Source organism: Pseudomonas sp. R4-34-07, from assembly GCF_003852375.1.
GTDB lineage: Bacteria > Pseudomonadota > Gammaproteobacteria > Pseudomonadales > Pseudomonadaceae > Aquipseudomonas.
This window is the reverse complement of record NZ_CP027760.1, coordinates 3632601-3658983: the sequence shown is the minus strand read 5'-3', so window position 1 is coordinate 3658983 and position 26383 is coordinate 3632601. Positions and strand designations below refer to the sequence as shown.

Genomic DNA, 26383 nt, shown 5'->3' with positions numbered 1-26383 from the left:
CTGCTATCGGGAGCAAGCCCCCTCCCACATTGACCGAGTAGAGTCAGAGAAATCAGCTCAGCTCCAACCAGATCGGCGCATGGTCCGACGGTTTTTCCAACGCGCGCAAATCGTAATCCACTCCCGCGTCCTTGAGCCGAGGCACCAGGCCGTTGGAGGCCATGATCACGTCGATGCGCAGCCCGCGCTTGGGCTCATCCTCAAAGCCACGGCTGCGGTAATCGAACCAGCTGAAGCGGTCGGTCACCTCAGGGTTCAAGTGCCGGAAGCTGTCCACCAGGCCCCAGTTTTTCAGACGGGCCATCCATTCGCGCTCTTCCGGCAGGAAGCTGCACTTGCCGGTTTTCAGCCAGCGTTTGGCATTGTCGGCGCCGATGCCGATGTCGCAGTCCTGCGGGGAAATATTCACGTCGCCCATCACCACCAGTGCCTGGTCATTGCTGAACTGGCTCTCCAACAGCTGTTGCAGGTCTTCATAGAAACGCTGCTTGGCCGGGAATTTGGTGGGGTGGTCACGGCTTTCGCCTTGGGGAAAGTAGCCGTTCATGACAGTGACCGGGTGGCCGTTCTCGTCGGCGAAGGTGCCCCAGATGAAACGGCGCTGGGCGTCTTCTTCATCGCTGGCAAAGCCTTTGTGCAGGCTCAACGCCTCTTTGCGCGACAGCAGGGCCACGCCGTAATGGCCTTTCTGGCCATGGTAATAAACGTGATAGCCCAGCGCCTGGACTTCGGCCAACGGGAACTGGTCATCGTGGACCTTGGTTTCCTGCAGGCCGATGACATCCGGTTGATGCTTTTCAATCAGCGCCGCCAGCTGATGAGGGCGGGCACGCAGCCCGTTGATATTGAAGGAGACGATTTTCATGGTCGGCGGTCCAGTCTGGCAAAAGGGCGATGCTAGCCGACAAGTCGGACGGGGGCCAGCGTGGCGGTAGGGCGTATGCACTGCTAATGTCTGGGAACGACTGGCGCTGCGCAGGTTCGTACCCATAAGAACGCCACCTTTTTGAGTGGCGTCCAGGAGATTGACTGTTATGCCTGACACTTCGACGGCCGCTGCCGAAATCCGTGTGCTCAATAGCGGCTATTCCCGCGAAGCGCGTTCCCTGCTGTACCAGGCCTACCGTCACGAACCGACCTTCGCCTACATCTTCGAAGCCGAGCGCCCCGGTTATGAACAGCGGGTGCGCGCCACCGTGCGCGAGCTGGTCAAGCAGCATTTTTTCCAGAAGCTTCCGGCCATTGGCCTGTTCGTCGACGACCGTCTGGTCGGCGTTGCCCTGATCGCCCCGCCGCAACGGCGCCTGGGCATCACCGAGAGCTGGGCCTGGCAAATCCGCATGTGGCTGAGCACCGGAGTACGCGGCACGCGGCGTTATCTTGAATACCATCAGGCCGTCCTGGCGTGCCTGCCCAGCGAGTCGGTGCATGTGTTGCCATTGCTGGGCATTCACCCGCAATTGCAGGGCCACCACTACGGCGAACAATTGCTTGAAGCGGTTCACAATTGGTGCGCCGAAGACCCGCACTCATCGGGCGTGGTGCTCGACACGGGCAATTCCCGTTACCTGGAGTTCTATAAGCGCCAGGGCTATGAGGAAATCGGTGAAATTGCCGTAGGACCTGTACTGGAGCATGTGTTTTTCCATCCCAACCCCCAGCCGTTAAGTGCTGCAGCGACTTGAGACAGGATTATTCAGACAAATCCGGGTTCAAAGTTCCTCTCTCGCTCGTGTAGCATCCGCGCCTATGAAGTTTCCAGGAAGATTTACCAGCGGCTTGATCCTGCTGTTCACAAGCTGCGGCGCATGGGCGCAAAGCGAATTGGACGTGCGGATCAAGCCCTCTAACGACGCGCTGAAAGCCAACATCGAAGGCTACATCGGCGGGGTGGGCGATCGTGATGAAGAAGCGCTGCTGCGGTTCAGCCGTGGCGCCGAGGAGCAGGCGCGCAAAGCGGCCCAGGCCCTGGGCTTCTATCAGCCACAGATCGCCAGCGATGTGCAGGGCGGCAAGAACCCGCGCCTGATTCTCACCATCGACCCCGGCGAGCCCGTGCATTTGCGCAACGTCACCCTGCGGGTCGACGGCCCGGCGGCGAACCTCAAGGCGTTTCGCGTGCCTGCCAGTGACGATCTCAAGCCCGGCGCGGTGCTCAACCACGGCCATTACGATGATGCCAAGCGTCTGATCCAGAACCAGGCCTCGCGCTACGGCTTTTTCAGCGGGCGCTTTACGCGTCAGACACTCTCCGTCGATCCCCAGGCAGGCGTCGCCGATATCGAGCTGGTTTACGACAGCGGCCCACGCTACAGCATGGGCAAGGTCAGCTTTAGCGGCGACACTCCATTCGATGAAGAACTGCTGCAACGCATGGTGCCCTTTGAAAGTGGCACCCCTTACGACTCCGAACTGATCGCCGAACTCAACCAGAACCTGCAAGGCAGTGGCTTCTTCGACAGCGTGCGCGTGGACGCCAGCCCCACGGCCTCGACCAACGACGTAATTCCGGTGGCCGTGCAACTGGACACGCGCAAGCCACGCACGATGGGCCTGGGCCTGGGTTTTTCGACGGACGTCGGCCCGCGCGGCAAGGCCAACTGGACGCGGCACTGGGTCAATCCCCAGGGCCACAGTTATGGCTGGGAGGCCGAGCTTTCGGCGCCACGGCAGAACGTCGGCCTGTGGTATGACGTTCCGCTCGACCCACCGCTCACCGACAAATTGCGCTTCGCCGGCGGTTACCAGAATGAAGAGCTGGCCAACACCGACACCCTGAGCAAGCTGCTCACCGTCGGGCCCGAATGGCACAGTAAATTGCCCAGTGGCTGGACACGGGTTATCTCGCTCAAATACCAGCGTGAAGAGTACCGCCTGGGCAATGACTCGGGCCTGAGCAACCTGGTGATGCCGGGGATCAGCTACTCCTACCTGCGCAGCGACAATCGCATCGATCCGCACAACGGTTATCGCCTGATGTTCGACAGCAAGGTCGCCAAGGAAGGGCTCGGTTCCGACACCAATCTGCTGTACGGCACGGCCACGATCAAGGGCTTGACCACCTTGTGGGATAACCACCGGTTCCTGGGCCGCGCGCAGGTGGGCGGCAGTGCCACCAACGGCTACAAGTCGGTGCCGCCGTCGCTGCGCTTCTTTGCCGGTGGCGACCAGAGCGTGCGCGGCTATGAATACCAGACCCTGTCACCGGAAAACGATCGCGGTGACCGCATCGGCGGCCGCTATATGGTGGCGCTGAGTGCCGAGTATCAATATTCCATCGCCGACAAATGGCGGATCGCGACGTTTATCGACCAGGGCAACTCGTTCAATACCCTGGAAATGCCCAGCCTGAAAACCGGTGTGGGTGTGGGCGTGCGCTGGGTCTCGCCGGTTGGCCCGATCCGCCTCGACCTGGCCCATGCCCTGGAAGATCCGGGCGGCATTCGATTGCACTTTTCCATGGGGCCTGAGCTGTGATGCGTGGTTTGAAAATAGCGGGGCTGGTCCTGATGGCCATCCTCGCCGTGGTGGTCCTGGCGCTGTGGTCGGTATTGGGAACCCAGGCGGGCAGTCGCTGGACACTGGGCCAGGTGCCGGGTTTGAGCCTGGAAAACTTCCAGGGGCGCCTGAGCGGACAGTGGAGCGCCGATCACCTGCTATGGCAGCAAGACAGCAGCCGCGTCGAACTTGATGCGCCCACGTTTGAGTGGTCGCCGGGGTGCCTGTTGCGTATGACCCTGTGTATCGATCGCCTGGATGTGGAGCGGGTCAGCCTGCAATTTCCCCCCAGCGCCGAAGCGAGCAGCAGCGGGCCCATCGCGTTGCCCGACCTGAAACTGCCGCTGGCCATCCAGTTGGGCGACGTTCGCGTCGGTAGCCTGTTGTTCAACGGCAGTGAAGAACTCAAGGGCCTGCAACTGGCGGCGCACTGGACCTCCGCAGGTATGCAGATCGACGCCGTGCACCTGCAACGGGACGGCCTGGTGCTGGACCTCGCCGGCCTGCTGCAACCCGTCGGCGATTGGCCTTTGACGGCCAGCGGTAATCTCAGCCTGCCTTACGCGCCGGGCGGCGCACCTTGGACGGTGGCCCTCAAGGTCGATGGCGACTTGCTCAAGACCCTCAAGCTCGACGCCGACAGCAGCGGCTATCTGCCGGCCAAGCTCAGTGGCGAGTTGCAGCCGCTGGTGGACAATCTGCCGGCGCAATTGCGCATCACCGCAGACGCCTTCAAACCCAGCGCCGACCTGCCCGACACCCTGCAACTCAATCAATTGGACCTGAGCGCCGAGGGCGACCTGAAACACGGTTACCAATTGCTGGGCAAAGCGGTACTGCCGGCGGAAAAAGGCCCGGTGGACCTGCTGCTGCAAGGCAAGGTCGACGCCAAGGGCGCACAGATCGCCGGCCTGGACCTGACAGCCGGCGACCAGCAAAGCCTCAAGCTCAGCGCCAACCTGGACTGGCAACAAGGCTTCAGTGCCGATGCCAAGGTCGCCTGGCTGGACTTCCCCTGGCATCGTTTGTACCCGCTGATCGACGAACCGCAGGTGACCTTGCGCACCTTCAACGGTGAAGTTTCCTATAAAGACGGCAACTACCTGGGCAACCTCAAGGCCGATCTCGACGGCCCGGCGGGCAAGTTCAACGTGGTTACACCGTTCAGTGGCGACCTCAAGCAAATCTTCCTGCCCGAGCTGAAGCTGACGGCCGGCCAGGGCAAGGCCGAAGGCCGTTTGAACGTACAGTTCGCGGACGGCATCGCCTGGGACACCGCGTTGGATTTGACCGCGTTGAACCCGGCCTATTGGGTCGCCGAATTGCCCGGCACCCTGGCTGGGGCGCTGCGCAGCAAAGGCGAATTCAGAAACGGGCAACTCAAGCTCAACGCCGACCTCGACCTCAAGGGCCGTCTGCGCGGGCAAACCGCCGTGCTGGCCGCCAAGGCCGAAGGCGCGGGCGAACAATGGACCCTCGCCAACCTGGACATCCGCTTAGGCGACAACCGCATCAACGGCAGCGGTAGCCTGCAGCAACGCCTGGCCGGGCAGATCGACATCAAGCTGGCCCGCCTGGCCCAGCTCTGGCCGCAACTGCGTGGGCAGATCAACGGCCGCGTCGATGTCACCGGCACTTTGAAGGCGCCGCAAGGCAAGCTCAACCTCAAGGGCCAGCAACTGGCATTGGCCGACAATCGCCTGCAAAACCTCAGCCTCGACGCGACACTGGACAGCGCCCAGCGCGCCAGGATCGACCTCAAGGGCAGCGGCATCCAGAGCGGCGAGACCCAGGTCGGTACCCTCACCGCCAGCGCCCAGGGTGATATCAAGAGCCAGAAGGTCCAGCTGGATCTGGCCGGTCCTTTGCTCAAGCTGGCCCTGGCCCTGGACGGCAACCTCGATAAAGGCAACTGGCGCGGGCGCCTGGCCAATGGTGACGTGCAAGCGGGTGGCCAGGACTGGAGGCTGCAAGCCCCGGCGAAAATCGAGCGCCTGGCCGATGGCAAGCTGACCTTTGCCGCCCATTGCTGGGTGTCCGGTGGCGCCAGCCTGTGCGGCGAAGACCAGCGCCTGATGCCCGAGCCGAAGCTGCGTTACCACCTCAAGCAATTCCCCCTCGACAGCCTCGCGGCCTTTTTGCCCAAAGACTTCGCCTGGCAGGGCAGGCTCAATGCTGACGTGCAGCTCGATCTGCCGGCCAGCGGCCCCAAAGGCGTGGTGTCGGTGGACGCGGGTGGCGGCACCCTGCGCGTCAAGGACAAGCACCAGTGGCTGGATTTCCCGTACGACACCCTCAAGCTGGAAACCACCCTCAACCCCAAGCGCATCGACACCCAGTTGAACTTCCGTGGCGGCAAGCTCGGCGAGTTGCTGTTGCAGGCGCAGATCAATCCGCTGCCGGCCAACAAGCCGATCACCGGCAATTTCAGTCTCACCGGGCTGGACCTGGCGGTAGCCCGGCCGTTTGTGCCGATGGTGGAAAAACTCAGCGGCAAGCTCAATGGCAACGGGCGGATTTCCGGCGGCTTGCTCGCACCCCAGGTCAACGGCAGCGTCAATCTGGTCGATGGCGAAATCTCCGGGCCCGAGCTGCCAGTGAGCCTGGAAGGCCTGAACGTGCAAGCGCTGATTGCCGGCGAAAGCGTGCAGCTCAATGGCGCCTGGCACAGTGGCAAGGCCGGGCAGGGCAGTCTCAAGGGCCAGATCGACTGGGGCCGCGCGCTGGTGGTGGACCTGAGCCTCAAGGGTTCGCAACTGCCGGTGACGGTCGAGCCCTATGCCGTACTGGAAGTGGCGCCCGACCTGAAGATCAGCCTCAAGGACGACAAGCTGGCGATTGCCGGCAAGGTGCACATCCCGCGCGGCGATATCACCGTGCGCGAGCTGCCGCCGTCGACGGTCAAGGTGTCCGATGACACGGTGATCGTCGGCAGCCAGACCGAAGAGGGCAAGCCGCCGATGGCGATGGCCATGGATATCGACGTGGAAGTGGGCGAAGACCAACTCAACTTCGCCGGCTTCGGCCTCACCGCCAAAGTGCAAGGCCATGTGCATATCGGCGACAACATGGACACCCGTGGCGAACTGTGGCTCAACGATGGCCGTTACCGGGCCTACGGCCAGCGCCTGAATGTGCGCCGTGCGCGCCTGTTGTTCGCCGGGCCGTTGGATCAGCCGTTCCTGGATATCGAGGCGGTACGCGTGACCACCGAGTCCTCCCGCACGGTCACCGCCGGCATTCGGTTGAGCGGCAGCGCCGAGCAGCCGACCACGCAGATCTTCTCCGAGCCCGCCATGGCCCAGGAAGACGCGTTGTCCTACCTGGTGCTGGGGCGTTCGCGCACCAACAACGGTGAAGACAACAACATGCTCGCCGAAGCCGCCCTGGGCCTGGGCCTGATGGGCAGCGCCGGAGTGACCTCGGACATCGCCACCAAGTTGGGCATCCAGGATTTCGACCTGGATACCCAAGGCAGCGGCAACAGCACGGCGGTGGTGGCCAGCGGCAAGATCAACGAAAAACTCAGCCTGCGTTACGGGGTTGGGGTGTTCGAACCGGCCAACACCATCGCGTTGCGCTACCTGCTGAGCAAGAAGGTGTACCTGGAAGTAGCCACGGGCGTCGCCAGTTCGCTGGACATCTTCTACAAGCGCGATTTCTAAACACCGCGTGGTCAAAAATGTGGGAGGGGGCTTGCTCCCGATAGCAGTGTGTCAGTCAGCTAATCTGTACCTGACCCACCGCTATCGGGAGCAAGCCCCCTCCCACATTGGTATGTATTTCACTCAAGTTTTCATGTGATTACCAAGCAACCTAACTATTCCATTTGACATTCGCTGCCTAAGCAGTAATATCTCGTCACACATTCACTGCCTAGGCAGTAATAAGGTGACTTCCGATGCCGCATTTCACCCCTGAAAACTTCCACAACTGCCATCTCGGGCTGTTGCTGGGCCGCGCTGCGATCCTCAAGGACCGCATCATCGACACCCATATGGAACCCCACGGCATTACCGCCGCGCAGTTCAAGGTGTTGATCATCATGGCCCAGTTCGGTGTCGACACACCGGCCGAGCTATGTCGCAACCTGTCCCTGGACAGCGGCTCGATGACGCGCATGCTCGACCGGCTGGAGCAGAAAAAGCTGCTCAGCCGCAAGCGTTCCGACCTGGACCGCCGCCAGGTGCAGTTGGTGCTCACCGCCGACGGCCAGCGCCTGGCAGACATGCTGCCGCAGATCGGTGCCCAGGCCCTTAACCAACTGGCCGGTGTGCTTGAGGCGGGCGAGCTGGAAACCTTGGAGCGGATCCTCAAGAAAATTCTGATAGCTGCGGGTGATCCCATCACCCTTCAGCGGGTAGGACAATGATGAACACACGCGCATTCAGTCTGGTGCTGATGGCGATGACGTTGGCCGGTTGTGCCAACTACAGCGGCCTTGATACCCAAGGCAAACGCCTCGACGCCAATAGCTTGCACACCGGCAAATCCCTGAGCAGTGTGAGCCTTTCCAGCGCCGCCTGGCCGGCCGCCGACTGGTGGAAAAGCCTCGGCGACCCACAGCTCGACGGCCTGATCCAGGAGGCCCTGCAACACAGCCCCGACATGCAGGTCGCCAGTGCCCGTGCGCACCAGGCCGAAGCTGCGGCCTATGCCGCCAACGCCGCGCGCATGCCCACCGTGGATGCCAGCGCTGGTGTCAGCCGTTCGCGGCTGGCCAAGGACCAGGACCCGCGCGGGGAGGGCGATGCCTATTCGACGGTGCGCAACATCGGCGCCAGCTTCAATTACAACTTCGACCTGTGGGGCGGCCAGCGCGCCGCCTGGGAAGCCGCCCTGGGCCAGGCCCGCGCCGCCGAAGTCGACCAGCAGGCCGCGCGCCTGACCCTGGCCGCCAACGTCGCCAAGGCCTACAGCGATCTGGGCCAGGCGCATATCGTGCGTGACCTGGCTGCCGACGACCTCAAGCGCACCCGCCAGATGCTCGACCTGAGCAAGCGCCGCCTGAGTTCCGGCATCGACAGCGAATACCAATACCAGCAAACCGAAAGCCTGGAAGCCAGCTCCCAGTCGCAGTTGATCGATGCGGAAAAACAACTGCAAAGCGCCAAGATCGCCCTGGCCGTGCTGCTCGGTAAAGGCCCGGACCGTGGCAACGAACTGGCGCGCCCGAATGTATTGAAACCCACGGCGGTCGCCGTGCCGTCGGTGTTGCCCGCCGAGCTGCTCGGCCGGCGCCCGGACCTGGTCGCCGCGCGCTGGCGGGTGGAAGCTGCGAGCAAGGACATCACCGCCAGCAAGACCCGTTTCTACCCCAACCTCAACCTGAGTGCGAGCGCCGGCGCCGAATCGTTGTTGGGCGACGCCATGTTCGGTTCGGCCAGTCGCTTCTTCAATATCGCGCCGACGATATCGCTGCCGATCTTCGACGGTGGCCGCCTGCGCGCCGACCTCGACGCCCGCGACGCCGATTACGACCTGGCCGTGGCCCAGTACAACAAAACCCTGGTGCAAGCCCTGGGCGATATCGGCAGCACCCTGTCGCAACTGCGCGACACCGGGCGGCAGATCCAGGCGCAGCAACACGCCGCCGACATCGCCCAGCAGTCTTACGACACCGGTGTGCAGCGCTACAGCTCAGGCATCGGTAACTATCTGGATGTGCTCAGCATCGAGCAGCAATTGCTGCAGGCCCAGCGTCAGTTGGCGACCTTGAATGCTGCGCAGATCGATCTGTCGATTCAATTGATGCAGGCCCTGGGTGGCGGGTTCAACGCCAGCAACGTGGCCGCGACCACCCCAGCCAACCGCACGGAATAATTTGAGGTATTTGTCATGGCCACTGCCGACAGCAACACCGCACCCGAACAAACCAAAGACAACAACCCGCGCAAACGCAAAGTCATGCTGATCGGCCTGGCGCTGATCGTCATCCTTGGCGTCGTCGGCGTCTGGGCCTGGTACGAGTTCTACGGGCGCTTCAACGAAAGCACCGATGACGCCTACGTGAATGGCAACGTGGTGGAAATCACCCCGCTGGTCACCGGCACCGTGGTCAGTATCGGCGCCGATGATGGCGACCTGGTCCACGAAGGCCAGGTGCTGGTGAACTTCGATCCCAACGACGCCGCCGTCGGCCTGCAAAGTGCCCAGGCCAACCTGGCCCGTACTGTGCGCCAGGTTCGCGGTTTGTACAGCAACGTCGATGGGATGAAAGCCCAGGTCAACGCGCAGAAAGCGGACGTGCAGACCGCCCAGGACAACTACAACCGGCGTAAGACCCTGGCTCAGGGCGGGGCGATCTCCCAGGAAGAATTGTCCCACGCCCGTGACAGCCTGACCGCCGCCAAAAACGCCTTGACCAACCTTGAGCAGCAACTCAAAACCAGCAATGCCCTGGTGGATGACACGGTGATTTCGTCCCACCCGGATGTGCAGGCCGCCGCCGCGCAACTGCGCCAGGCGTACCTGGCCAATGCGCGCAGCACCTTGATCGCACCGGTCACAGGCTATGTGGCTAAGCGCACCGTGCAACTGGGCCAGCGCGTGCAACCGGGTACCGCGCTGATGGCGGTGATTCCGCTGGACCAGCTGTGGATCGATGCCAACTTCAAAGAAACCCAGCTGCGTGATATGCGCATCGGCCAGCCGGTGGATATCGAATCGGACATTTACGGCAGCGATGTGAAGTACAGCGGCACCGTCGACAGCCTGGGCGCCGGCACTGGCAGCGCGTTTGCCTTGCTGCCCGCGCAGAACGCCACCGGCAACTGGATCAAGATCGTGCAGCGGGTGCCGGTGCGCATCCATATCAACGCCGAAGAGCTGGCCAAGCACCCGTTGCGGGTCGGCTTGAGTACTGTGGTCAACGTGGACCTGCATGACCAGAGCGGCCCGGTGCTGGCGCAACAGGCGCCGCAGAAGGCGTCGTTCACCACCAACGTGTATGACCGCCAATTGGCCGAAGCCGATGCCATGATCAACCAGTTGATCCATGACAACAGCGTCGCCGCTCCCAAGGCTGCGCAACGCTGATGAGCAATAACGCCTCGTTCACGCCGCCCAGCCTGGTGATGGCCACCATCGGGCTGTCGCTGGCGACCTTCATGCAGGTGCTCGACACCACCATCGCCAACGTGGCGTTGCCGACCATTTCCGGCAACCTGGGCGTGAGTTCGGAGCAGGGCACCTGGGTCATTACTTCGTTTGCGGTGAGCAACGCCATTGCCTTGCCGCTCACCGGTTGGTTGAGCCGGCGCTTCGGCGAAGTGAAGCTGTTTCTGTGGGCGACCCTGCTGTTCGTGCTGGCGTCGTTCCTGTGCGGTATTTCCACCTCGATGCCCGAGTTGATCGGCTTTCGCGTGCTGCAGGGCCTGGTTGCCGGGCCGCTGTACCCGATGACGCAAACCTTGCTGATTGCGGTGTACCCGCCGGCCAAGCGCGGCATGGCTCTGGCGTTGCTGGCGATGGTCACGGTGGTGGCGCCGATTGCCGGGCCGATCCTCGGCGGCTGGATCACCGACAGCTACAGTTGGCCATGGATCTTCTTCATCAACGTGCCCATCGGCATCTTTGCGGTGATGGTGGTGCGTTCGCAGCTCAAGAAACGCCCGGTGCAGACCAGCCACCAACCGATGGATTACGTCGGGCTGCTCAGCCTGATCGTCGGCGTCGGCGCCTTGCAGATCATCCTCGACAAGGGCAATGACCTGGATTGGTTCGAGTCCAACTTCATCATCATCGGTGCGGCCATTTCGGTGATCGCCCTGGCGGTATTCGTCATCTGGGAAATGACCGACAAGCACCCGGTGGTCAACCTGCGCTTGTTTGCCTACCGCAACTTCCGTATCGGCACCATTGTGTTGGTCGGCGGCTATGCGGGTTTCTTCGGCATCAACCTGATCCTGCCGCAATGGCTGCAGACCCAGATGGGCTACACCGCCACCTGGGCCGGCTTGGCGGTGGCGCCGATCGGTATTCTGCCGGTGCTGATGTCGCCGTTCGTGGGCAAGTACGCGCACAAGTTCGACCTGCGCCTGCTGGCGGGGCTGTCATTCCTGGCGATGGGCTTGAGCTGTTTCATGCGTGCGAGCTTCACCAACGAGGTGGATTTCCAGCACATCGCCCTGGTGCAGTTGTTCATGGGTATCGGCGTGGCGCTGTTCTTCATGCCGACCTTGAGCATCCTGATGTCCGACCTGCCGCCGCAGCAGATTGCCGACGGCGCCGGTCTGGCGACCTTCCTGCGGACCCTGGGCGGCAGCTTTGCGGCGTCGCTGACCACCTGGATCTGGATTCGCCGGGCGGACCAGCACCATGCCTACATGAGCGAGAACATGACCGTCTATGACTCGACCACGCGCGATGCCGTGCAGGCGCTGGGTGGGGCAGGGCACAAGGCCTATGCGCAACTGGACCAGATTCTCACCAGCCAGGCGTACATGATGTCTACCGTGGATTACTTCACGTTGATGGGGTGGGTCTTCGTGGGGTTGATGCTGCTGGTGTGGCTGGCCAAGCCGCCGTTTGGCGCCAAGGCCGGGCCGGAGGCGTCCGGGCATTGACCCGCAGAGGTTGGAATGCAATCCAATGTGGGAGGGGGCTTGCTCCCGATAGCGGTGGGTCAGTTACAGATTGGCTGACTGACCCGCTGCTATCGGGAGCAAGCCCCCTCCCACATTTTGATCTCTGTTTAAATCAATAGGTGGTGTTTGACGTTTAGGCGCCAGGCAATGCCAACTGCGGGTTGACGAAGTCAAACGCCGCCAGTTGAAAGCCTTGCCCATCCACCTGCAGCGCCCACCCTTGCTTGTCCCAATCCCCCAGCACAATGCGCCTGGCCGCCTGGTCACCAATCTGCAGCTTATGAATGGCGGGGCGGTGGGTGTGGCCGTGAACGAGGGTGCGTACGCCAAAGTGTTGCATGACCCGTGGCACTTCCTCGGGGGTCACATCGACAATGTCGTTGGCCTTCATGCGCGTTTGCGCCCGGCTTTCACTGCGCAGCTTGCGTGCCAGCCGGTGGCGGGTGCGCAGGGGCAGGTGGCGCAGGATGAACAGCACCATCGGGTTGCGCAGGATGCGCCGCAGCTTCATATAGCCGAGGTCGCGGGTGCAGAGGCTGTCGCCGTGCATCAGCAGCACGGGTTCGCCGGCGAGCTGCACGACACTCGGGTCCTTGAGCAGCGTTGCGCCTGCCGCTTTGCAGAACGCCTTGCCGATCAGGAAATCGCGGTTGCCGTGCATGATGAAAATCGGGGTGCCGCTGTCGCTCAGTTCGCGCAGTGCGGCGCAGATCGAGCGCTGGAACGGTGTCATCCCATCGTCGCCAATCCAGGCTTCGAAGAAGTCGCCCAGAATGTACAACGCCTGGGCGCCACGGGCGCGGCCGTGGAGCAGATCCAGAAACGCCCGGGTGATGTCCGGGCGCTCCTCTTCCAGATGCAAATCTGAAATCAGCAATATCACGCTTCGATGATCTCGGCTTTCTCGACGATCACGTCTTCGGCTGGAACGTCCTGGTGGCCGGCCTTGGAGGTGGTCGACACACTTTTGATCTTGTCGACAACGTCGGTGCCTGCGGTGACTTTACCGAACACCGCGTAACCCCAACCCTGCACGTTCTTGCCGCTGTGGTTGAGGAAGGCGTTGTCGGCCACGTTGATGAAGAACTGCGCGGAGGCCGAATGCGGCTCCATGGTACGGGCCATGGCGACGGTGTACTTGTCGTTGGAAAGGCCGTTGTCCGCTTCGTTCTGGATGCTTGGACGCTTGTCTTTCTTCTCTTTCATGCCGGGCTCGAAACCGCCGCCCTGGATCATGAAGTTGCCGATGACACGGTGGAAAACGGTGTTTTCGTAGTGGCCGGCTTTGACGTACTCGATGAAGTTGGCGACGGTGATCGGCGCTTTCTCGGCGTTCAGCTCGATGACGATGTCACCGTGGTTGGTGGTCAGTTTGACTTGAGTCATGTTCACTACTCTTTTCAGGGAATTCGTGGGGTTGGGCGAATAAACGCTTTACCTGCCTGGCTAAACGGCGGCCAAGTCGCGCAGTTTAGCGTGCCCTGCAGGAATTTCGAGGTGGTTTTTTACCGCCAAGACAATTAAAGCAGCAGTTTTTGACCGCGCTCTGTCAGGCGGTTGACAGGTTCGGCTATGATAAGCCCTTTGTTTTATCTGGCCTCACCCGGCCACGAACCTGTCTGTTCAAGGATCCTATGAGCAAGCCCACTGTCGACCCTACCTCGAATTCCAAGGCCGGACCTGCCGTCCCGGTCAATTTCCTGCGCCCGATCATCCAGGCGGACCTGGATTCGGGCAAGCACACGCAGATCGTCACCCGTTTCCCGCCAGAGCCCAACGGCTACCTGCACATCGGTCACGCCAAGTCGATCTGTGTGAACTTCGGCCTGGCCCAGGAATTCGGCGGCGTCACGCACCTGCGTTTCGACGACACCAACCCGGCCAAGGAAGACCAGGAATACATCGACGCCATCGAAAGCGACGTGAAGTGGCTGGGTTTCGAATGGTCCGGTGAAGTGCGCTATGCCTCGCAATATTTCGACCAGTTGCACGACTGGGCCGTCGAGCTGATCAAGGCCGGCAAGGCCTACGTCGATGACCTGAGCCCGGAACAGGCCAAGGAATACCGCGGCACCCTGACCGAGCCGGGCAAGAACAGCCCGTTCCGCGACCGTTCGGTAGAAGAGAACCTCGACTGGTTTGCCCGCATGCGTGCGGGTGAGTTCCCGGACGGCGCCCGCGTGCTGCGCGCCAAGATCGACATGGCCTCGCCGAACATGAACCTGCGCGACCCGATCATGTACCGCATCCGCCATGCCCACCACCACCAGACCGGTGACAAGTGGTGCATCTACCCCAACTATGACTTCACCCACGGTCAGTCGGACGCCATCGAAGGCATCACTCACTCCATCTGCACCCTGGAGTTCGAAAGCCACCGTCCGCTGTACGAGTGGTTCCTGAGCAACCTGCCGGTGCCGGCACAGCCGCGCCAGTACGAGTTCAGCCGCCTGAACCTGAACTACACCATCACCAGCAAGCGCAAGCTCAAGCAACTGGTGGATGAAAAGCACGTATTTGGCTGGGACGACCCGCGCATGTCGACGTTGTCTGGCTTTCGCCGTCGCGGCTACACCCCGGCGTCGATCCGCAATTTCTGCGAGATGGTCGGCACCAACCGTTCCGACGGCGTGGTCGACTTCGGCATGCTCGAGTTCAGCATCCGCCAGGACCTCGACGCCAATGCCCCGCGTGCCATGTGCGTGTTGCGTCCGTTGAAGGTCGTGATTAGCAACTACCCGCAAGACCAGGTCGAAAACCTCGAACTGCCGCGTCATCCGCAGAAAGAAGAGCTGGGCGTGCGCAAGTTGCCATTCGCCCGTGAAATCTACATCGACCGCGATGACTTCATGGAAGAGCCGCCAAAGGGCTACAAACGCCTGGAACCCAACGGCGAAGTGCGCCTGCGCGGCAGCTACGTGATCCGTGCCGATGAGGCCATCAAGGACGCCGATGGCAACATCGTCGAACTGCGCTGCTCGTACGACCCGGACACCCTGGGCAAGAACCCCGAAGGCCGCAAGGTCAAGGGCGTGGTCCACTGGGTCCCGGCCGCTGCCAGCATCGAGTGCGAAGTGCGCCTGTACGATCGGCTGTTCCGCTCGCCGAACCCTGAGAAAGCCGAAGACAGCGCAAGCTTCCTCGACAACATCAACCCAGATTCGCTGCAAGTCCTCACGGGTTGTCGTGCCGAGCCATCGCTTGGCGACGCACAGCCGGAAGACCGGTTCCAGTTCGAGCGCGAAGGTTACTTCTGCGCGGATATCAAGGACTCCAAACCTGGTGCGCCGGTATTCAACCGTACCGTGACCTTGCGTGATTCGTGGGGCCAGTGATTCTCTAAGGAAGCCGTTGTGCTAACGATCTACAACACACTCAGCAAGACCAAAGAAGTCTTCAAGCCGCTCGATGGCAACAAGGTGCGCATGTACGTGTGCGGCATGACCGTGTACGACTACTGCCATATCGGCCATGGCCGCAGCATGGTTGCCTTCGACCTGGTGACCCGCTGGTTGCGTTTCAGCGGCTACGACTTGACCTATGTGCGCAACATCACCGACATCGACGACAAGATCATCAACCGCGCCAATGAAAACGGCGAGGCGTTCGACGCGCTGACCGAGCGCATGATCGCCGCCATGCATGAGGACGAGGCGCGCCTCAATATCCTCAAGCCGGACATGGAACCGCGCGCCACGGACCACATCCCTGGCATGCACGCGATGATCCAGACCCTGATCGACAAGGGTTACGCCTACGCCCCGGGCAACGGCGACGTGTACTACCGCGTCGCCAAGTTCATGGGCTACGGCAAGCTGTCGCGCAAGAAAATCGAAGACCTGCGCATCGGCGCGCGCATCGAAGTCGACGAGGCCAAGCAGGACCCGCTCGACTTCGTGCTGTGGAAAGCCACCAAGCCCGGCGAGCCGAGCTGGGAGTCGCCGTGGGGCGCCGGGCGTCCGGGCTGGCACATCGAATGCTCGGTGATGTCTACCTGCTGCCTGGGCGAGACCTTCGACATTCATGGCGGCGGCAGCGACCTGGAGTTCCCGCACCACGAAAACGAAATCGCCCAGAGCGAAGCGGCCACCGGCAAGACTTACGCCAATGCCTGGATGCACTGCGGCATGATCCGCATCAATGGCGAGAAGATGTCCAAGTCCTTGAACAACTTCTTCACCATCCGCGACGTGCTGGAAAAGTACCACCCGGAGGTTGTGCGTTATTTGCTGGTGTCCAGCCACTACCGCAGCGCGATCAACTACTCGGAAGACAACCTCAAGGACGCCAAGGGCGCCCTGGAGCGGTTCTACCATGCGTTGAAAGGCTTGCCTGCCGTGGCCCCCGCCGGCGGCGAAGCGTTTGTGGCACGGTTTACCGAAGTGATGAACGACGACTTCGGCACGCCGGAAGCCTGTGCGGTGCTGTTCGAGATGGTGCGTGAGATCAACCGCTTGCGTGAGACTGATCTCGACGCGGCGGCGGGTCTGGCGGCGCGCCTGAAAGAACTGGCGAGCGTGCTGGGCGTGTTGCAGATGGAGGCCGATGACTTCCTGCAAGCCGGCGCCGAAGGGCGTGTGGATGCGGCGCAGGTGGATGCGTTGATCCAGGCGCGTCTGGCGGCGCGTACCAATAAGGACTGGGCGGAATCCGACCGTATCCGCGACCAACTGACCGCGATGGGTGTGGTGTTGGAAGACGGGAAGGGCGGGACTACTTGGCGGTTGGCTGATCAGGCCTGATCGGTAAACGCTGAACGAAAAACGCCCCGACTGGTTCGGGGCGATCGTTCCCATGCTCCGCGTGGGAATGCATCCCGTGACGCTCTGCGTCACCCGTACGCATAGAGGGACGCGGAGCGTCCCAGGCGGCATTCCCACGCAGAGCGTGGGAACGATCAATTGTGTGAGCAGGCTTTGATACTTGGGCCTGCCTCATACTTACTTTGCAGTAAGCCCATTACCTTTTCGTGCGTTCTTGTGGCGAGTCGTGCCGGTTTCTATGCTGGAGTCCTATCCAATCTTCAGGAATACCCACCATGACCCTCGCGCTTGCCCCAGCCATCGCCCTTTACTTCGCCGCCGACGCCGCCAAAACAGGCGATTTCAGCGAATGTTTCACCGCCGACGCGGTGGTGAAGGATGAGGGCCATACTTATATTGGGTTGCCAGCTATCCAGGCCTGGAAGGACGGCACCGCCGACAAGTACACCTACACCAGCGAACCCTTCGCCTGTGAAGTACAGGGCGACAAAACCGTGGTCACCAGCCATCTGGTCGGCGACTTTCCTGGAAGCCCGCTGGACTTGCGGTATGTCTTCGGCCTGGAAGACGACAGGATCGCTGTATTGGAGATTCTGGTATGAGTTCGACCGCTGCGGGGTGCGCGGTCACTACAATCAGCGGCACCGAGTACGTGATCGACGGCGGTACCGTGCCCACGGTCTAAATCGCCGGCTTGACCGCCTGCCATTTGAGCAGGCCATCGAGCACCGGGCACAGGCTCTGGCCCCATTCGGTCATGCGGTATTCGACCTTGGGCGGCACCACCGGGTAGACCGTGCGGTGCACCAGGCCGTCGGCTTCAAGCTGGCGCAGTTGTTGAGCGAGCATCTTCTGCGAGATATCCGGGATCAGCCGCTCCAGGTCGGAATAGCGCTGTACCTGGCCACCGAACAAGTGGAACAGGATGATCAGCTTCCAGCGCCCGCCGAGCCAGGCGAGGGTGGTTTCGACGTCGGCTGCGGCGGTGGCGGGGGTGTAGGCGTTGCTCATCGCTCGATTCCTGGAAGGTGGCAAAATGGGCGGCACGAATGCGATCCATCGCCTGGCATCGATTGCACATTTTACATCAGGCGTAAAAAACGCCCGCTACCCAGGTGCGGGCATTATGCGCTCGGAGTTTAACCGGGCCGCGAAACGCGGTCGATGAATTTGCAGCAACCGCCGAAGGGTGTGCAGCCATTTTCCAAGCAACACCCTAAACACTCTCGGAACTGACTGGCGGTCAAAATGTTGACTTTCGCTTTGATTATAGTCTTGCCGAATTAACCCGAGGTTTCAGAGTTTCCTTACAGTCTCCCCTCAAGCAGGGCAGCTAATGTTTTGTCTATTACTTGTCGTTGTAAGAAGGGAAACTATATGCAAATGCTTACAGAAACCAGAGACGCGGGTTCAGGCTTGCCGCCGCATGGCGGTAAGTTGATCGTCGGCCTCGCCAGTACATCAGAGCAACTGCGAGAAGTACAAGCCCTTCGTTATAAAGTATTCAATGAAACTTTTCAGGCGCCAGCACTTACGAACGCGCAAGGTTTGAATGCCGATGCGTTTGATGATTATTGCGACCATCTTATAGTACGGGACATCACGACTGGCTGTGTGGTCGGTACCTATCGTTTAATGAGTCCTACGGCAGCCCGACACCTGGGATACTACTCGGAAAAGGAATTCGACCTGAGCCGATTGGATCATTTGCGCGATCGTATTACCGAAGTGGGGCATGCCTGCGTGCACCCTGACTACCGCAGCGGCAGCGTGATCATGATGCTGTGGTCGGGCTTGATAGCCTACATGCAACGTAAAGGATGTGATTATTTAATGGGGTGCGCCAGCGTCAGTTTGGCCGATGGCGGTTACCAAGCGTCGGCCATTTATCGTGCAATTACACCCAAACAATTCGCGCCGTCTGAATACCGTGTTACCCCTCATATACCCTTTGCACTTCATGACGTTAAAAATGAAAAACCTGTGCCCATGCCACCCTTATTAAAAGGTTATTTGCGCGGTGGTGCCTGGGTATGTGGCGACCCGGCCTGGGACTGTGATTTTCATACGGCTGACTTCTTTGTGTTGATGCCGTTATCGAATATAGATCAGCGCTATGCGCGCCATTACGTGAAGTAAATAAGCCGCCACTCCGTTAGTGTGAATCGGGATGCTGCATGAACCATCGAAGGGGTTAACGCTATGTTGTTGACAGAAGAACGAACCACTGCATTTGAACTGCTACCGCAATTGGCAGCCTTTCTTGAGTCCGCATCGCTTTTGGAACTGGAACAGGGCCCGTCCCAACGACTGGCCGATCTGTTTCGCACCGTTGGCCGGCCTGGGCTTGCCATTGCCGAAGCGCTGGGTGGTGGGGGTGTCAGTGCACGCCAATTGGCGCAGTTGCACACGTGGGTCGGCGCACATTGCCCTTCACTGGCAGTGATGATGACCATGCACCACCACACCATCGCCGGCATGATGGCCGCCAGTTATTTCTTTCCTGATCTTGAGAAGTTGTTGAGCCTGGTTGCACGCAACGACTTGTTGGTGGCGTCCGGGTTCGCCGAAGGGCGTGCGCATTCGGATATTCTGGCCTCGACCATGACCGTGGAAAAAACCGCCGACGGCTATGTCGTGAATGGCAGTAAGAAACCCTGCACGATGACCCATCACTTCGACGTGATCACGTTTGGCGTCAATTACATCGATCCAGAAGGCCGCACGCATCTTGGCATCGGCGCGGGGTTGGCGGGTGATCCACGTATCGAGCGTAAGAAGTTCTGGGGCGTTCCTCATCTGCAAGCGGCGGACAGCCATGAGGTCATCTTCAATAACCTGGTGGTTCCCGAGTCCATGATGCATTTCAGCAACACGGTGGATGAGCAGCTCGATGAGGATCAACAGGGGATGGGTAACCACCTGTTTGCGATCTGGTTCCAGCTGCTGGCTGCGGCGTCCTACCTGGGCATGGCGTCCGCGTTGGTCTCGCGTGCTTTGACGGCGGGTAAAGGTTCGCCGGAAGACCGGGCACTGTTGCTGATCGACCTGCAAGGGGCGACGATGGCGTTGCAGGGGTTGGCCACTTCGATAGACGAAAACCGCTTCTTGCGCGCCGACCTGGCGCGTGCACAGGCCACACGCTTCTCGGTGCAGGAAGCGGTCAATCGTATCGGCACGCGTGCCTTCGAACTCATGGGCGGCATGGCGTTCATCTCGTCGGAAGAAGTCGCCTATCTGCTGGTGGCAACGCGTGTGTTGGCGTTCCACCCGACTTCCAGGGTCGCCAGCAGCGCATTTCTATGTGAGCAACTGGGCTAAAAAGGTTGGGGGGAACCAGATCTTTCGCCTGACACAAAACCAAATGTGGGAGGGGGCTTGCCCCCGATGGCGGAGTGTCAGTCACAGAGGGTCTGACTGAACCACCGCCATCGGGAGCAAGCCCCCTCCCACATTTTAAATCAACGGCGGCTGCTGACCTCGGCGGGCACGTCGTCACCGGCCATGCGCTTGCGGAACAGCGCGGTGCGGGCCAGCAGCAAGGTGGTCACCGGCACGGTGATCGACAACAGAATCGGGATCAACCAGCCGTGCAACACCGGCCCGGACTTGAGCACCGAAAAGTAGATGATCGAGGCCAACGCCACGCACCACGCCCCAATGGTTGAGGCAAGGGCTGGCGGGTGCATGCGCTGGAAGAAGTCTTTCATCCTCAGCAAGCCAATCGCTCCGATCAACGCAAACACGCTACTGAGCACCAGCAGTATCGCCACGACGATTTCCATCCACAACGGCATCATTCAATCACCTCCCCACGCAGCAGGAATTTGGCCAGGGCGAACGAGCCGACGAAGCCGAACAGCGCGATCAACAGCGCCGCTTCAAAGTAGGTGTCACTGGCATAGCGAATGCCCAGCACCAGCATCATCAGCATCGCCAGGATGTACAGGTAATCCAGAGCCAGTACCCGGTCCTGGGCCGAGGGGCCTTTGAACAGGCGGATCAAGGTCAGCACCATGGCCAGGCTGAACAGGAACAGGCTGAACAGGATCGCGTTGGAGAGCAGGGCGCTCATTCGAAGATCTCCATCAGGGGCCGCTCATAGGTGGCTTTGAAGTGCTCGATAAACGGCGCCTCCTCGTCCAGGTCGAACACGTGCAAGAGCAGGATGCTGCGGTCCAGCGCCAGTTCGGACCAGATGGTGCCGGGGATCACCGTGGTGATCATCGACAGCGCCGCGAGGCCGTTGGGGCTGCGCAGGTCCAGGGGGATCTTGATAAAGCGCGAACGCGGCGCGCGTGAGCCACAGGTCAAGACGCCCCAGGCCACTTGCAGGTTGGACACAATCACGTCGCGGCCCACCAGCAGGAACAGGCGCAGGATCACGCCGGGACGGCGCAGGCTGATCGGTTGCGGGCGCAGTGGCGCCATCATCAACGGCGCAAGCACGCCCAGCAGCGCACCGAGCAGCAGGTTGCCGGGGCTGATGGACAGGTTCAGCACCAGCCATAAGCCCAATAACGCCAGCGACAGCCACGGCGCGGGAAACAGGCGTTTCATGGCTGCACCTCCAGGGCCGCGGCCTTGGCTTCAGGGCTGAGGACCGGACGCGTCGCCATCACTGCCATTACGTAATGCTCAGGGTTATTCAGGCTGTTGGCGGTGGCCAGGGTGTAGCGCATCAGGGGCTCGGCCTTGAAGGTCAGCGCAATGCTCAGGCCCAGCAGCAGGAAGATCGGTATACATTCGTAACGGCGCAGCAGGGGCGATGGGCGCTCTTCGGGTGTCCAGAAGCGCTGGATGCCGAGCCGTGCGAAGGCGATCAGCGAGGCCAGGCCAGACAGGATCAACAGCGCCACCAGGCCCCAGGCCGCCGGGCGAATGGGTTCATCCAGCGCATTTCCCAGGCCCAGCGGGTTGACCAGCGCGCTTAACAAACTGAGCTTGCCGATAAACCCGGACAGCGGCGGCATGCCGATGATCAGCAGCGCGCAAGCGACAAAGCTCAAGCCCAGGAACGCCATGGTCCAAGGGATCACCTGGCCGACCACGGCTTTCTGTTCATCGTCGAGGTTGACGCCGGGCCGTGGATGCAAGGATTCCATGGCCTTGGGCAGTGCGTCGATCTCTTCATCCAGCGGCAGGTCATTGGCCGAGCGCGAACGTTCGATCAATTCAGCCAGCAGGAACAGCGCGCTCAGCGCCAGGGTGGAGCTGACCAGATAAAACAGCGCACCCGCCGTCAGGCTCGGCTGGGCAAAGCCCACCGCCGACAGCAGGATGCCGGCCGAGACCAGAATGCTCAGGCTCGCCATGCGTTCCAGGCGCTGCGCCGCGAGCATTGCCAGCGCCGCGCAGACAATCGTGGCCATGCCGCCGTACACCAGCCAGTCACCGCCGAACAACGCCGAAGCGCCGGCCTGGCCGGAAAACAGCAGCGTCCACAAGCGCAGCACGGTGTACACGCCCACTTTGGTCATGATCGCGAACATCGCCGCCACCGGAGCACTGGCCGAGGAGTAGGCCGGGGCCAGCCAGAAGTTCAGCGGCCACATACCGGCCTTGGCCAGGAATGCGGTGGCCAGGATCGCCGCACCGGCGTGCAGCAGGCCGCGATCGGCCTCCGGCACCAGCGGGATTTTCAGCGCCAGGTCAGCGAAGTTCAGCGTGCCGGTGACCCCGTAGATCATCGCCGCGCCGATCAGGAACAGCGACGACGCCAGCAGGTTGATTGCGATGTAATGCAGCCCCGACGACACCCGCGCGCGGCCCGAACCGTGCAGCATCAAGCCGTAGGACGCCGCCAGCAGCACCTCGAAAAACACGAACAGATTGAACAGGTCAGCGGTGAGGAAGGCGCCGTACAGGCCCATCATCTGCACCTGGAACAGCGCATGGAAACTGGTGCCGGCACGGTCCCAGCGGGCCATGGCGAACAGCAGCGCGCTCACGCCGATAATCCCGGTCAGCACCAGCATCAGCGCCGACAGTTGGTCCACCACCAGCACGATGCCGAACGGCACTTGCCAGTTGCCCGGCAGGTACACGCCGATCGAGCCGGGGCCGCCTTTTTGCGTCCAGTACAACAGCAGCACGGCGATGCCCAGCCCCAGCATGCTCGAAACCAGATTGATTTTCGCCTTCAGCGGGCGGCGTTTCTCGCCGAGCATCAGCATCAGCGCGGCGGTCAGCAAGGGCAGCAGGATCGGCGCAACGATCAGTTGATTGACCCAATTCATGCCTTGGGCTCCCGGCCATCCACATGGTCGGTACCGGTCAGGCCCCGGGAGGCCAGCAGCACCACCAGGAACAACGCGGTCATGGCGAAGCTGATCACGATCGCCGTGAGCACCAGCGCCTGGGGCAAGGGGTCGGTGTAGTTGAGCAGGTCCTGGGGCACGCCGTCCTTGATGATCGGCTCCTTGCCGATAAACAGGCTGCCCATGCTGAAAATGAACAGGTTGACGCCGTAGGACAACAGGCACAGGCCCATCACCACCTGGAATGTCCGTGGCCGCAGGATCAACCAGACGCCGGAGGCCGCCAGCACCCCAATGGCAATTGCAATGACTTCTTCCATCAGGCGGCAGCTCCTTGTGGGTTGGCGACGGCTTTGAGCTGGTTGCTCGGTTTGTGCGCGCGCACCGATTGGTGACCGAGGGCGGTGAGCATCAGCAGGGTCGAACCGACGACCATGGCGTAGACGCCGACGTCGAAAAACAATGCGCTGGCGACATGGATATCGCCCAGCACCGGCACGCTCAGGTGCCAGGTATGGGTGGTGAGGAACGGGTACCCGGCGAACAACGCACCAAGCCCGGTGAGGGTCGCCGACAGCAGGCCGAAGCCCATCCAGCGCATCGGCCGCAGGCTCATCTGCGCCTCGACCCACTGCGTGCCGGCCACCATGTATTGCAGGATGAACGCCACCGACATCACCAACCCCGCGACAAAGCCGCCGCCCGGTTGGTTATGGCCGCGCATGAACAGGTAGAACGACACCACCAGCGCTATCGGCAACAGCAGGCGCACCAGCACCGCCGGCACCATCATGAAGCCCAGGGCGGTGTCGCTGGCCTGGCGCGGGTTGACCAGGTCGGTGGCGACATCGGGCGCGAGCTGGCGCTGTTGAGGCGGCAGTTCCATGCTTTCTTTCGACGGGCGGAAGCGCCGCAGCAGCGCGTACACGGTCAGCGCCACCGCGCCGAGCACGGTGATCTCGCCAAGGGTGTCGAAGCCGCGGAAGTCCACCAGCATCACGTTCACCACATTGCTGCCGCCGCCCTCGGGCAGGGCGCGGCTGAGGTAGAACGAGGAGATATCGTTGGGCGTCTGGCGGGTCAGCATCGCGTAAGACAGCAGCGCCATGCCGCCGCCCACCACGGTGGACAGCAGAAAGTCGCGCAGGCGCCGGATACGCGCCTTGCGCAGCGAGCTGGGCAGCGGCGAGACTTCTTCGATCCGCCGTGGCAGCCAGCGCAGGCCGAGCAGGATCAGCACGGTGGTCACCACTTCCACCACCAGTTGGGTCAGCGCCAGGTCCGGCGCCGAGAACCACACAAAGGTAATGCAGGTCATCAGGCCGCATACGCTGACCATGGTCAGGGCCGCCAGCCGGTGGTACTTGGCCTGCCAGGCGGCGCCCAGCGCGCAGGCAATCGCCAGCAACCACAGGGTGACGAACACGATGGAACCGGGGATTTTCGGCCGGTCGCCCCAGCTCAGGCCGCTGTTGAACATGGGGATCATGGCGCCGATCACCGCGACGATCACCAGCAGGAACAATTGGGTTTGCAGGCGCTTGGTGCTGATGCGTTTTTCCAGGCGACGCACGCCGCGCATCATCAGCACCAGGCAGCGCTCGAAGCCACGCTTGCCGTTGAAATAGCCGACCAGGGGCGGGTAGGCGAAGCGGCCACGCTTGAGTTGTTTGCGCAGCATCAGGTACAGCACCACACCGCCGCACATGGCCACCAGGCTCATGATCAACGGTGCGTTCCAGCCGTGCCAGATCGCCAGGCTGTACTCGGGCAGCACGCCGCCCACCACGGGCAACGCGGCGGCGGCGAGGATCGAGCCGACCATCTGGGCCGGGAAGATCCCCACCAGCAGGCAGGTGAACACCAACAGTTCAACCGGCGCGCGCATCCAGCGCGGGGGTTCGTGGGGCGTGTGGGGCAAGTCGGTGGCAGGCGGACCGAAGAACACATCCACGGTAAACCGCAACGCATAGGCAACGCTGAAGGTGCCGGCGATGGTTGCGATCAACGGCAGGGTGATTTCCACCCATTTTGTCGCCGAGATAAACACCGTTTCGGCGAAGAACATTTCTTTGGACAAGAAACCATTGAGCAACGGTACGCCGGCCATCGAGGCGCTGGCCACCATCGCCAGGGTCGCGGTGAACGGGATCAGGCGCACCAGCCCACTGAGCTTGCGGATATCCCGCGTGCCGCTTTCGTGGTCGATGATGCCCGCCGCCATGAACAACGAGGCCTTGAACGTGGCGTGGTTGAGGATGTGGAACACTGCCGCGACAGCCGCCAGCGGGCTATTGAGGCCCAGCAGCAGGGTGATCAGCCCCAGGTGACTGATGGTGGAATAGGCCAGCAGGCCCTTCAGATCGTTTTGAAACATGGCGCAGTAAGCGCCGAGGAGGAGGGTGACGGCGCCGGCGCCGCCGACGATCCAGAACCATTCTTCGCTGCCCGACAGCGACGGCCACAGGCGGGCCAGCAGGAACACGCCGGCCTTCACCATCGTGGCCGAGTGCAGGTAGGCCGAAACCGGCGTTGGCGCCGCCATGGCGTGGGGCAGCCAGAAGTGGAAGGGGAACTGCGCGCTTTTGCTCAAGGCGCCGATCAGCACCAGGGCCAGCATCGCCGGGTACAGCGAGTGCGCGCGAATCTGTTCGCCCGCCGCCAGCACCTGGTCCAGGTCATAACTGCCGACGATATGCCCCAGCAACATCACGCCCGCCAACAGGCACAAGCCGCCCGCGCCGGTGACCATCAGCGCCATATAGGCCCCACGGCGCGCATCGGCGCGGTGGTGCCAATAGCCGATCAGCAGGAACGAGAACAGGCTGGTCAGTTCCCAGAAGAACACGATCTGGATCAGGTTGCCGGAAATCACCAGGCCGAGCATGGCGCCCATGAACGCCAGGAAAAACGCGAAGAAACGCGGCACCGGGTCGTCCGGCGACATGTAGTAACGCGCATACAGCGACACCAGCGCACCGATGCCCAGCACCAGCATCGAGAACAGCCAGGCGAAGCCATCCAGGCGCAGCACGAAGTTCAGGCCCAGGCTGGGCAACCACATGAATTCTTCACGGATAACGCCGCCATGGGCGATCTGGGGGTAAAGCATGGCGACTTGTACGGTGCCGACCAAGGCCACCAGGCCAGCCAGCAGGGATTCGGTGTTACGCGCGTTGTGCGGCAGCAAGGCCGCCAGACAGCTGCCAACGAATGGCAGAAGCAGTAGAACTATCAGGGACATAGGCTTCTAATCTGCGGGAGTTTGGGATGC

Annotated in this window: 22 protein-coding genes; 12 read left to right on the top strand and 10 right to left on the bottom strand. The window is 61.7% G+C overall.

All coding sequences use genetic code 11. From position 1 onward, the window contains the following. Nucleotides 1–52: 52 nt before the first annotated feature. On the bottom strand, nt 53–865 hold the full coding sequence (gene xthA / locus C4J85_RS16825) for an exodeoxyribonuclease III (protein WP_124410261.1): 813 nt from the start codon (nt 863–865) through the stop codon (nt 53–55). A 169-nt stretch (nt 866–1034) separates the two neighbouring features. Here xthA and C4J85_RS16820 point away from each other — a divergent pair, with 169 nt between their 5' ends. The 7 genes from C4J85_RS16820 (at nt 1035) to C4J85_RS16790 (ending at nt 12065) form a co-directional block, all read left to right on the top strand. Further along, a complete protein-coding gene (locus tag C4J85_RS16820; RefSeq protein ID WP_124407588.1) occupies nt 1035–1685 on the top strand; it encodes an N-acetyltransferase in 651 nt (216 codons plus the stop codon). 64 nt (nt 1686–1749) lie between these two features. Continuing rightward, on the top strand, nt 1750–3477 hold the full coding sequence (locus tag C4J85_RS16815) for an autotransporter assembly complex family protein (protein ID WP_124367472.1): 1728 nt from the start codon (nt 1750–1752) through the stop codon (nt 3475–3477). After that, complete coding sequence (locus tag C4J85_RS16810) at nt 3477–7163, top strand: translocation/assembly module TamB domain-containing protein (RefSeq protein WP_124410260.1); 3687 nt, start codon at nt 3477–3479, stop codon at nt 7161–7163. The genes C4J85_RS16815 and C4J85_RS16810 overlap by 1 nt, the downstream gene beginning before the upstream one ends. Nucleotides 7164–7399: 236 nt before the next feature. After that, nucleotides 7400–7870 (top strand): MarR family winged helix-turn-helix transcriptional regulator, encoded by a 471-nt coding sequence (locus tag C4J85_RS16805; RefSeq protein ID WP_124371113.1) that lies wholly within the window; start codon nt 7400–7402, stop codon nt 7868–7870. Continuing rightward, complete coding sequence (locus C4J85_RS16800; protein ID WP_124410259.1) at nt 7870–9321, top strand: efflux transporter outer membrane subunit; 1452 nt, start codon at nt 7870–7872, stop codon at nt 9319–9321. Before C4J85_RS16805 ends, C4J85_RS16800 begins: the two co-directional genes overlap by 1 nt. 15 nt (nt 9322–9336) lie before the next feature. After that, nucleotides 9337–10536, top strand: coding sequence for an efflux RND transporter periplasmic adaptor subunit (locus C4J85_RS16795; protein ID WP_124363341.1), 1200 nt, complete (start codon nt 9337–9339; stop codon nt 10534–10536). Then, a complete protein-coding gene (locus C4J85_RS16790) occupies nt 10536–12065 on the top strand; it encodes a DHA2 family efflux MFS transporter permease subunit (RefSeq protein WP_124410258.1) in 1530 nt (509 codons plus the stop codon). Before C4J85_RS16795 ends, C4J85_RS16790 begins: the two co-directional genes overlap by 1 nt. Before the next feature lie 154 nt (nt 12066–12219). Here the strand turns inward: C4J85_RS16790 and lpxH are convergent, their stop codons facing one another. Together lpxH and C4J85_RS16780 are read right to left on the bottom strand one after the other, a co-directional pair. Then, on the bottom strand, nt 12220–12969 hold the full coding sequence (gene lpxH / locus C4J85_RS16785; RefSeq protein ID WP_124410257.1) for a UDP-2,3-diacylglucosamine diphosphatase: 750 nt from the start codon (nt 12967–12969) through the stop codon (nt 12220–12222). Then, nucleotides 12966–13472 (bottom strand): peptidylprolyl isomerase, encoded by a 507-nt coding sequence (locus tag C4J85_RS16780; RefSeq protein WP_124410256.1) that lies wholly within the window; start codon nt 13470–13472, stop codon nt 12966–12968. The genes lpxH and C4J85_RS16780 overlap by 4 nt, the downstream gene beginning before the upstream one ends. A 248-nt stretch (nt 13473–13720) precedes the next feature. Here C4J85_RS16780 and C4J85_RS16775 point away from each other — a divergent pair, with 248 nt between their 5' ends. The 3 genes from C4J85_RS16775 to C4J85_RS16765 all read left to right on the top strand — a co-directional run bounded on the left by C4J85_RS16775 (nt 13721) and on the right by C4J85_RS16765 (nt 17451). After that, on the top strand, nt 13721–15421 hold the full coding sequence (locus C4J85_RS16775) for a glutamine--tRNA ligase/YqeY domain fusion protein (protein ID WP_124410255.1): 1701 nt from the start codon (nt 13721–13723) through the stop codon (nt 15419–15421). Between the two features lie 18 nt (nt 15422–15439). After that, on the top strand, nt 15440–16828 hold the full coding sequence (gene cysS / locus C4J85_RS16770) for a cysteine--tRNA ligase (RefSeq protein ID WP_124407583.1): 1389 nt from the start codon (nt 15440–15442) through the stop codon (nt 16826–16828). Nucleotides 16829–17124: 296 nt separating this feature from the next. Continuing rightward, nucleotides 17125–17451 carry a nuclear transport factor 2 family protein gene (locus C4J85_RS16765; RefSeq protein WP_124410254.1) on the top strand — a complete coding sequence of 109 codons (327 nt, stop codon included), beginning with the start codon at nt 17125–17127 and terminating at the stop codon, nt 17449–17451. 79 nt (nt 17452–17530) lie between these two features. Here the strand turns inward: C4J85_RS16765 and C4J85_RS16760 are convergent, their stop codons facing one another. Next, on the bottom strand, nt 17531–17860 hold the full coding sequence (locus C4J85_RS16760) for a helix-turn-helix domain-containing protein (RefSeq protein ID WP_124367459.1): 330 nt from the start codon (nt 17858–17860) through the stop codon (nt 17531–17533). Between the two features lie 366 nt (nt 17861–18226). Here C4J85_RS16760 and C4J85_RS16755 point away from each other — a divergent pair, with 366 nt between their 5' ends. Together C4J85_RS16755 and C4J85_RS16750 are read left to right on the top strand one after the other, a co-directional pair. Further along, the gene (locus C4J85_RS16755; RefSeq protein WP_124410253.1) at nt 18227–18988 is read left to right on the top strand and encodes a GNAT family N-acetyltransferase; all 762 of its coding nucleotides are present in this window, start codon (nt 18227–18229) and stop codon (nt 18986–18988) included. Between the two features lie 63 nt (nt 18989–19051). Next, nucleotides 19052–20170 (top strand): acyl-CoA dehydrogenase family protein, encoded by a 1119-nt coding sequence (locus C4J85_RS16750; RefSeq protein WP_124410252.1) that lies wholly within the window; start codon nt 19052–19054, stop codon nt 20168–20170. Between the two features lie 140 nt (nt 20171–20310). On the opposite strand, the gene C4J85_RS16745 is transcribed toward C4J85_RS16750, so the two are convergent. From C4J85_RS16745 to C4J85_RS16720, 6 genes are read right to left on the bottom strand one after another with little or no spacing between them, the layout of a single operon-like run. After that, nucleotides 20311–20649, bottom strand: a complete 339-nt coding sequence (locus tag C4J85_RS16745; protein WP_124363333.1) for a Na+/H+ antiporter subunit G — start codon at nt 20647–20649, stop codon at nt 20311–20313. Continuing rightward, the gene (locus C4J85_RS16740) at nt 20646–20924 is read right to left on the bottom strand and encodes a K+/H+ antiporter subunit F (RefSeq protein WP_005789171.1); all 279 of its coding nucleotides are present in this window, start codon (nt 20922–20924) and stop codon (nt 20646–20648) included. Before C4J85_RS16740 ends, C4J85_RS16745 begins: the two co-directional genes overlap by 4 nt. After that, the gene (locus C4J85_RS16735) at nt 20921–21409 is read right to left on the bottom strand and encodes a Na+/H+ antiporter subunit E (protein WP_124371101.1); all 489 of its coding nucleotides are present in this window, start codon (nt 21407–21409) and stop codon (nt 20921–20923) included. Before C4J85_RS16735 ends, C4J85_RS16740 begins: the two co-directional genes overlap by 4 nt. Continuing rightward, nucleotides 21406–23088 carry a monovalent cation/H+ antiporter subunit D gene (locus C4J85_RS16730; RefSeq protein ID WP_124410251.1) on the bottom strand — a complete coding sequence of 561 codons (1683 nt, stop codon included), beginning with the start codon at nt 23086–23088 and terminating at the stop codon, nt 21406–21408. Before C4J85_RS16730 ends, C4J85_RS16735 begins: the two co-directional genes overlap by 4 nt. After that, nucleotides 23085–23429, bottom strand: a complete 345-nt coding sequence (locus tag C4J85_RS16725; RefSeq protein ID WP_124363330.1) for a Na+/H+ antiporter subunit C — start codon at nt 23427–23429, stop codon at nt 23085–23087. Before C4J85_RS16725 ends, C4J85_RS16730 begins: the two co-directional genes overlap by 4 nt. Beyond that, nucleotides 23429–26353 (bottom strand): monovalent cation/H+ antiporter subunit A, encoded by a 2925-nt coding sequence (locus tag C4J85_RS16720; protein ID WP_124407578.1) that lies wholly within the window; start codon nt 26351–26353, stop codon nt 23429–23431. The genes C4J85_RS16725 and C4J85_RS16720 overlap by 1 nt, the downstream gene beginning before the upstream one ends. Between the last annotated feature and the right edge of the window lie 30 nt (nt 26354–26383).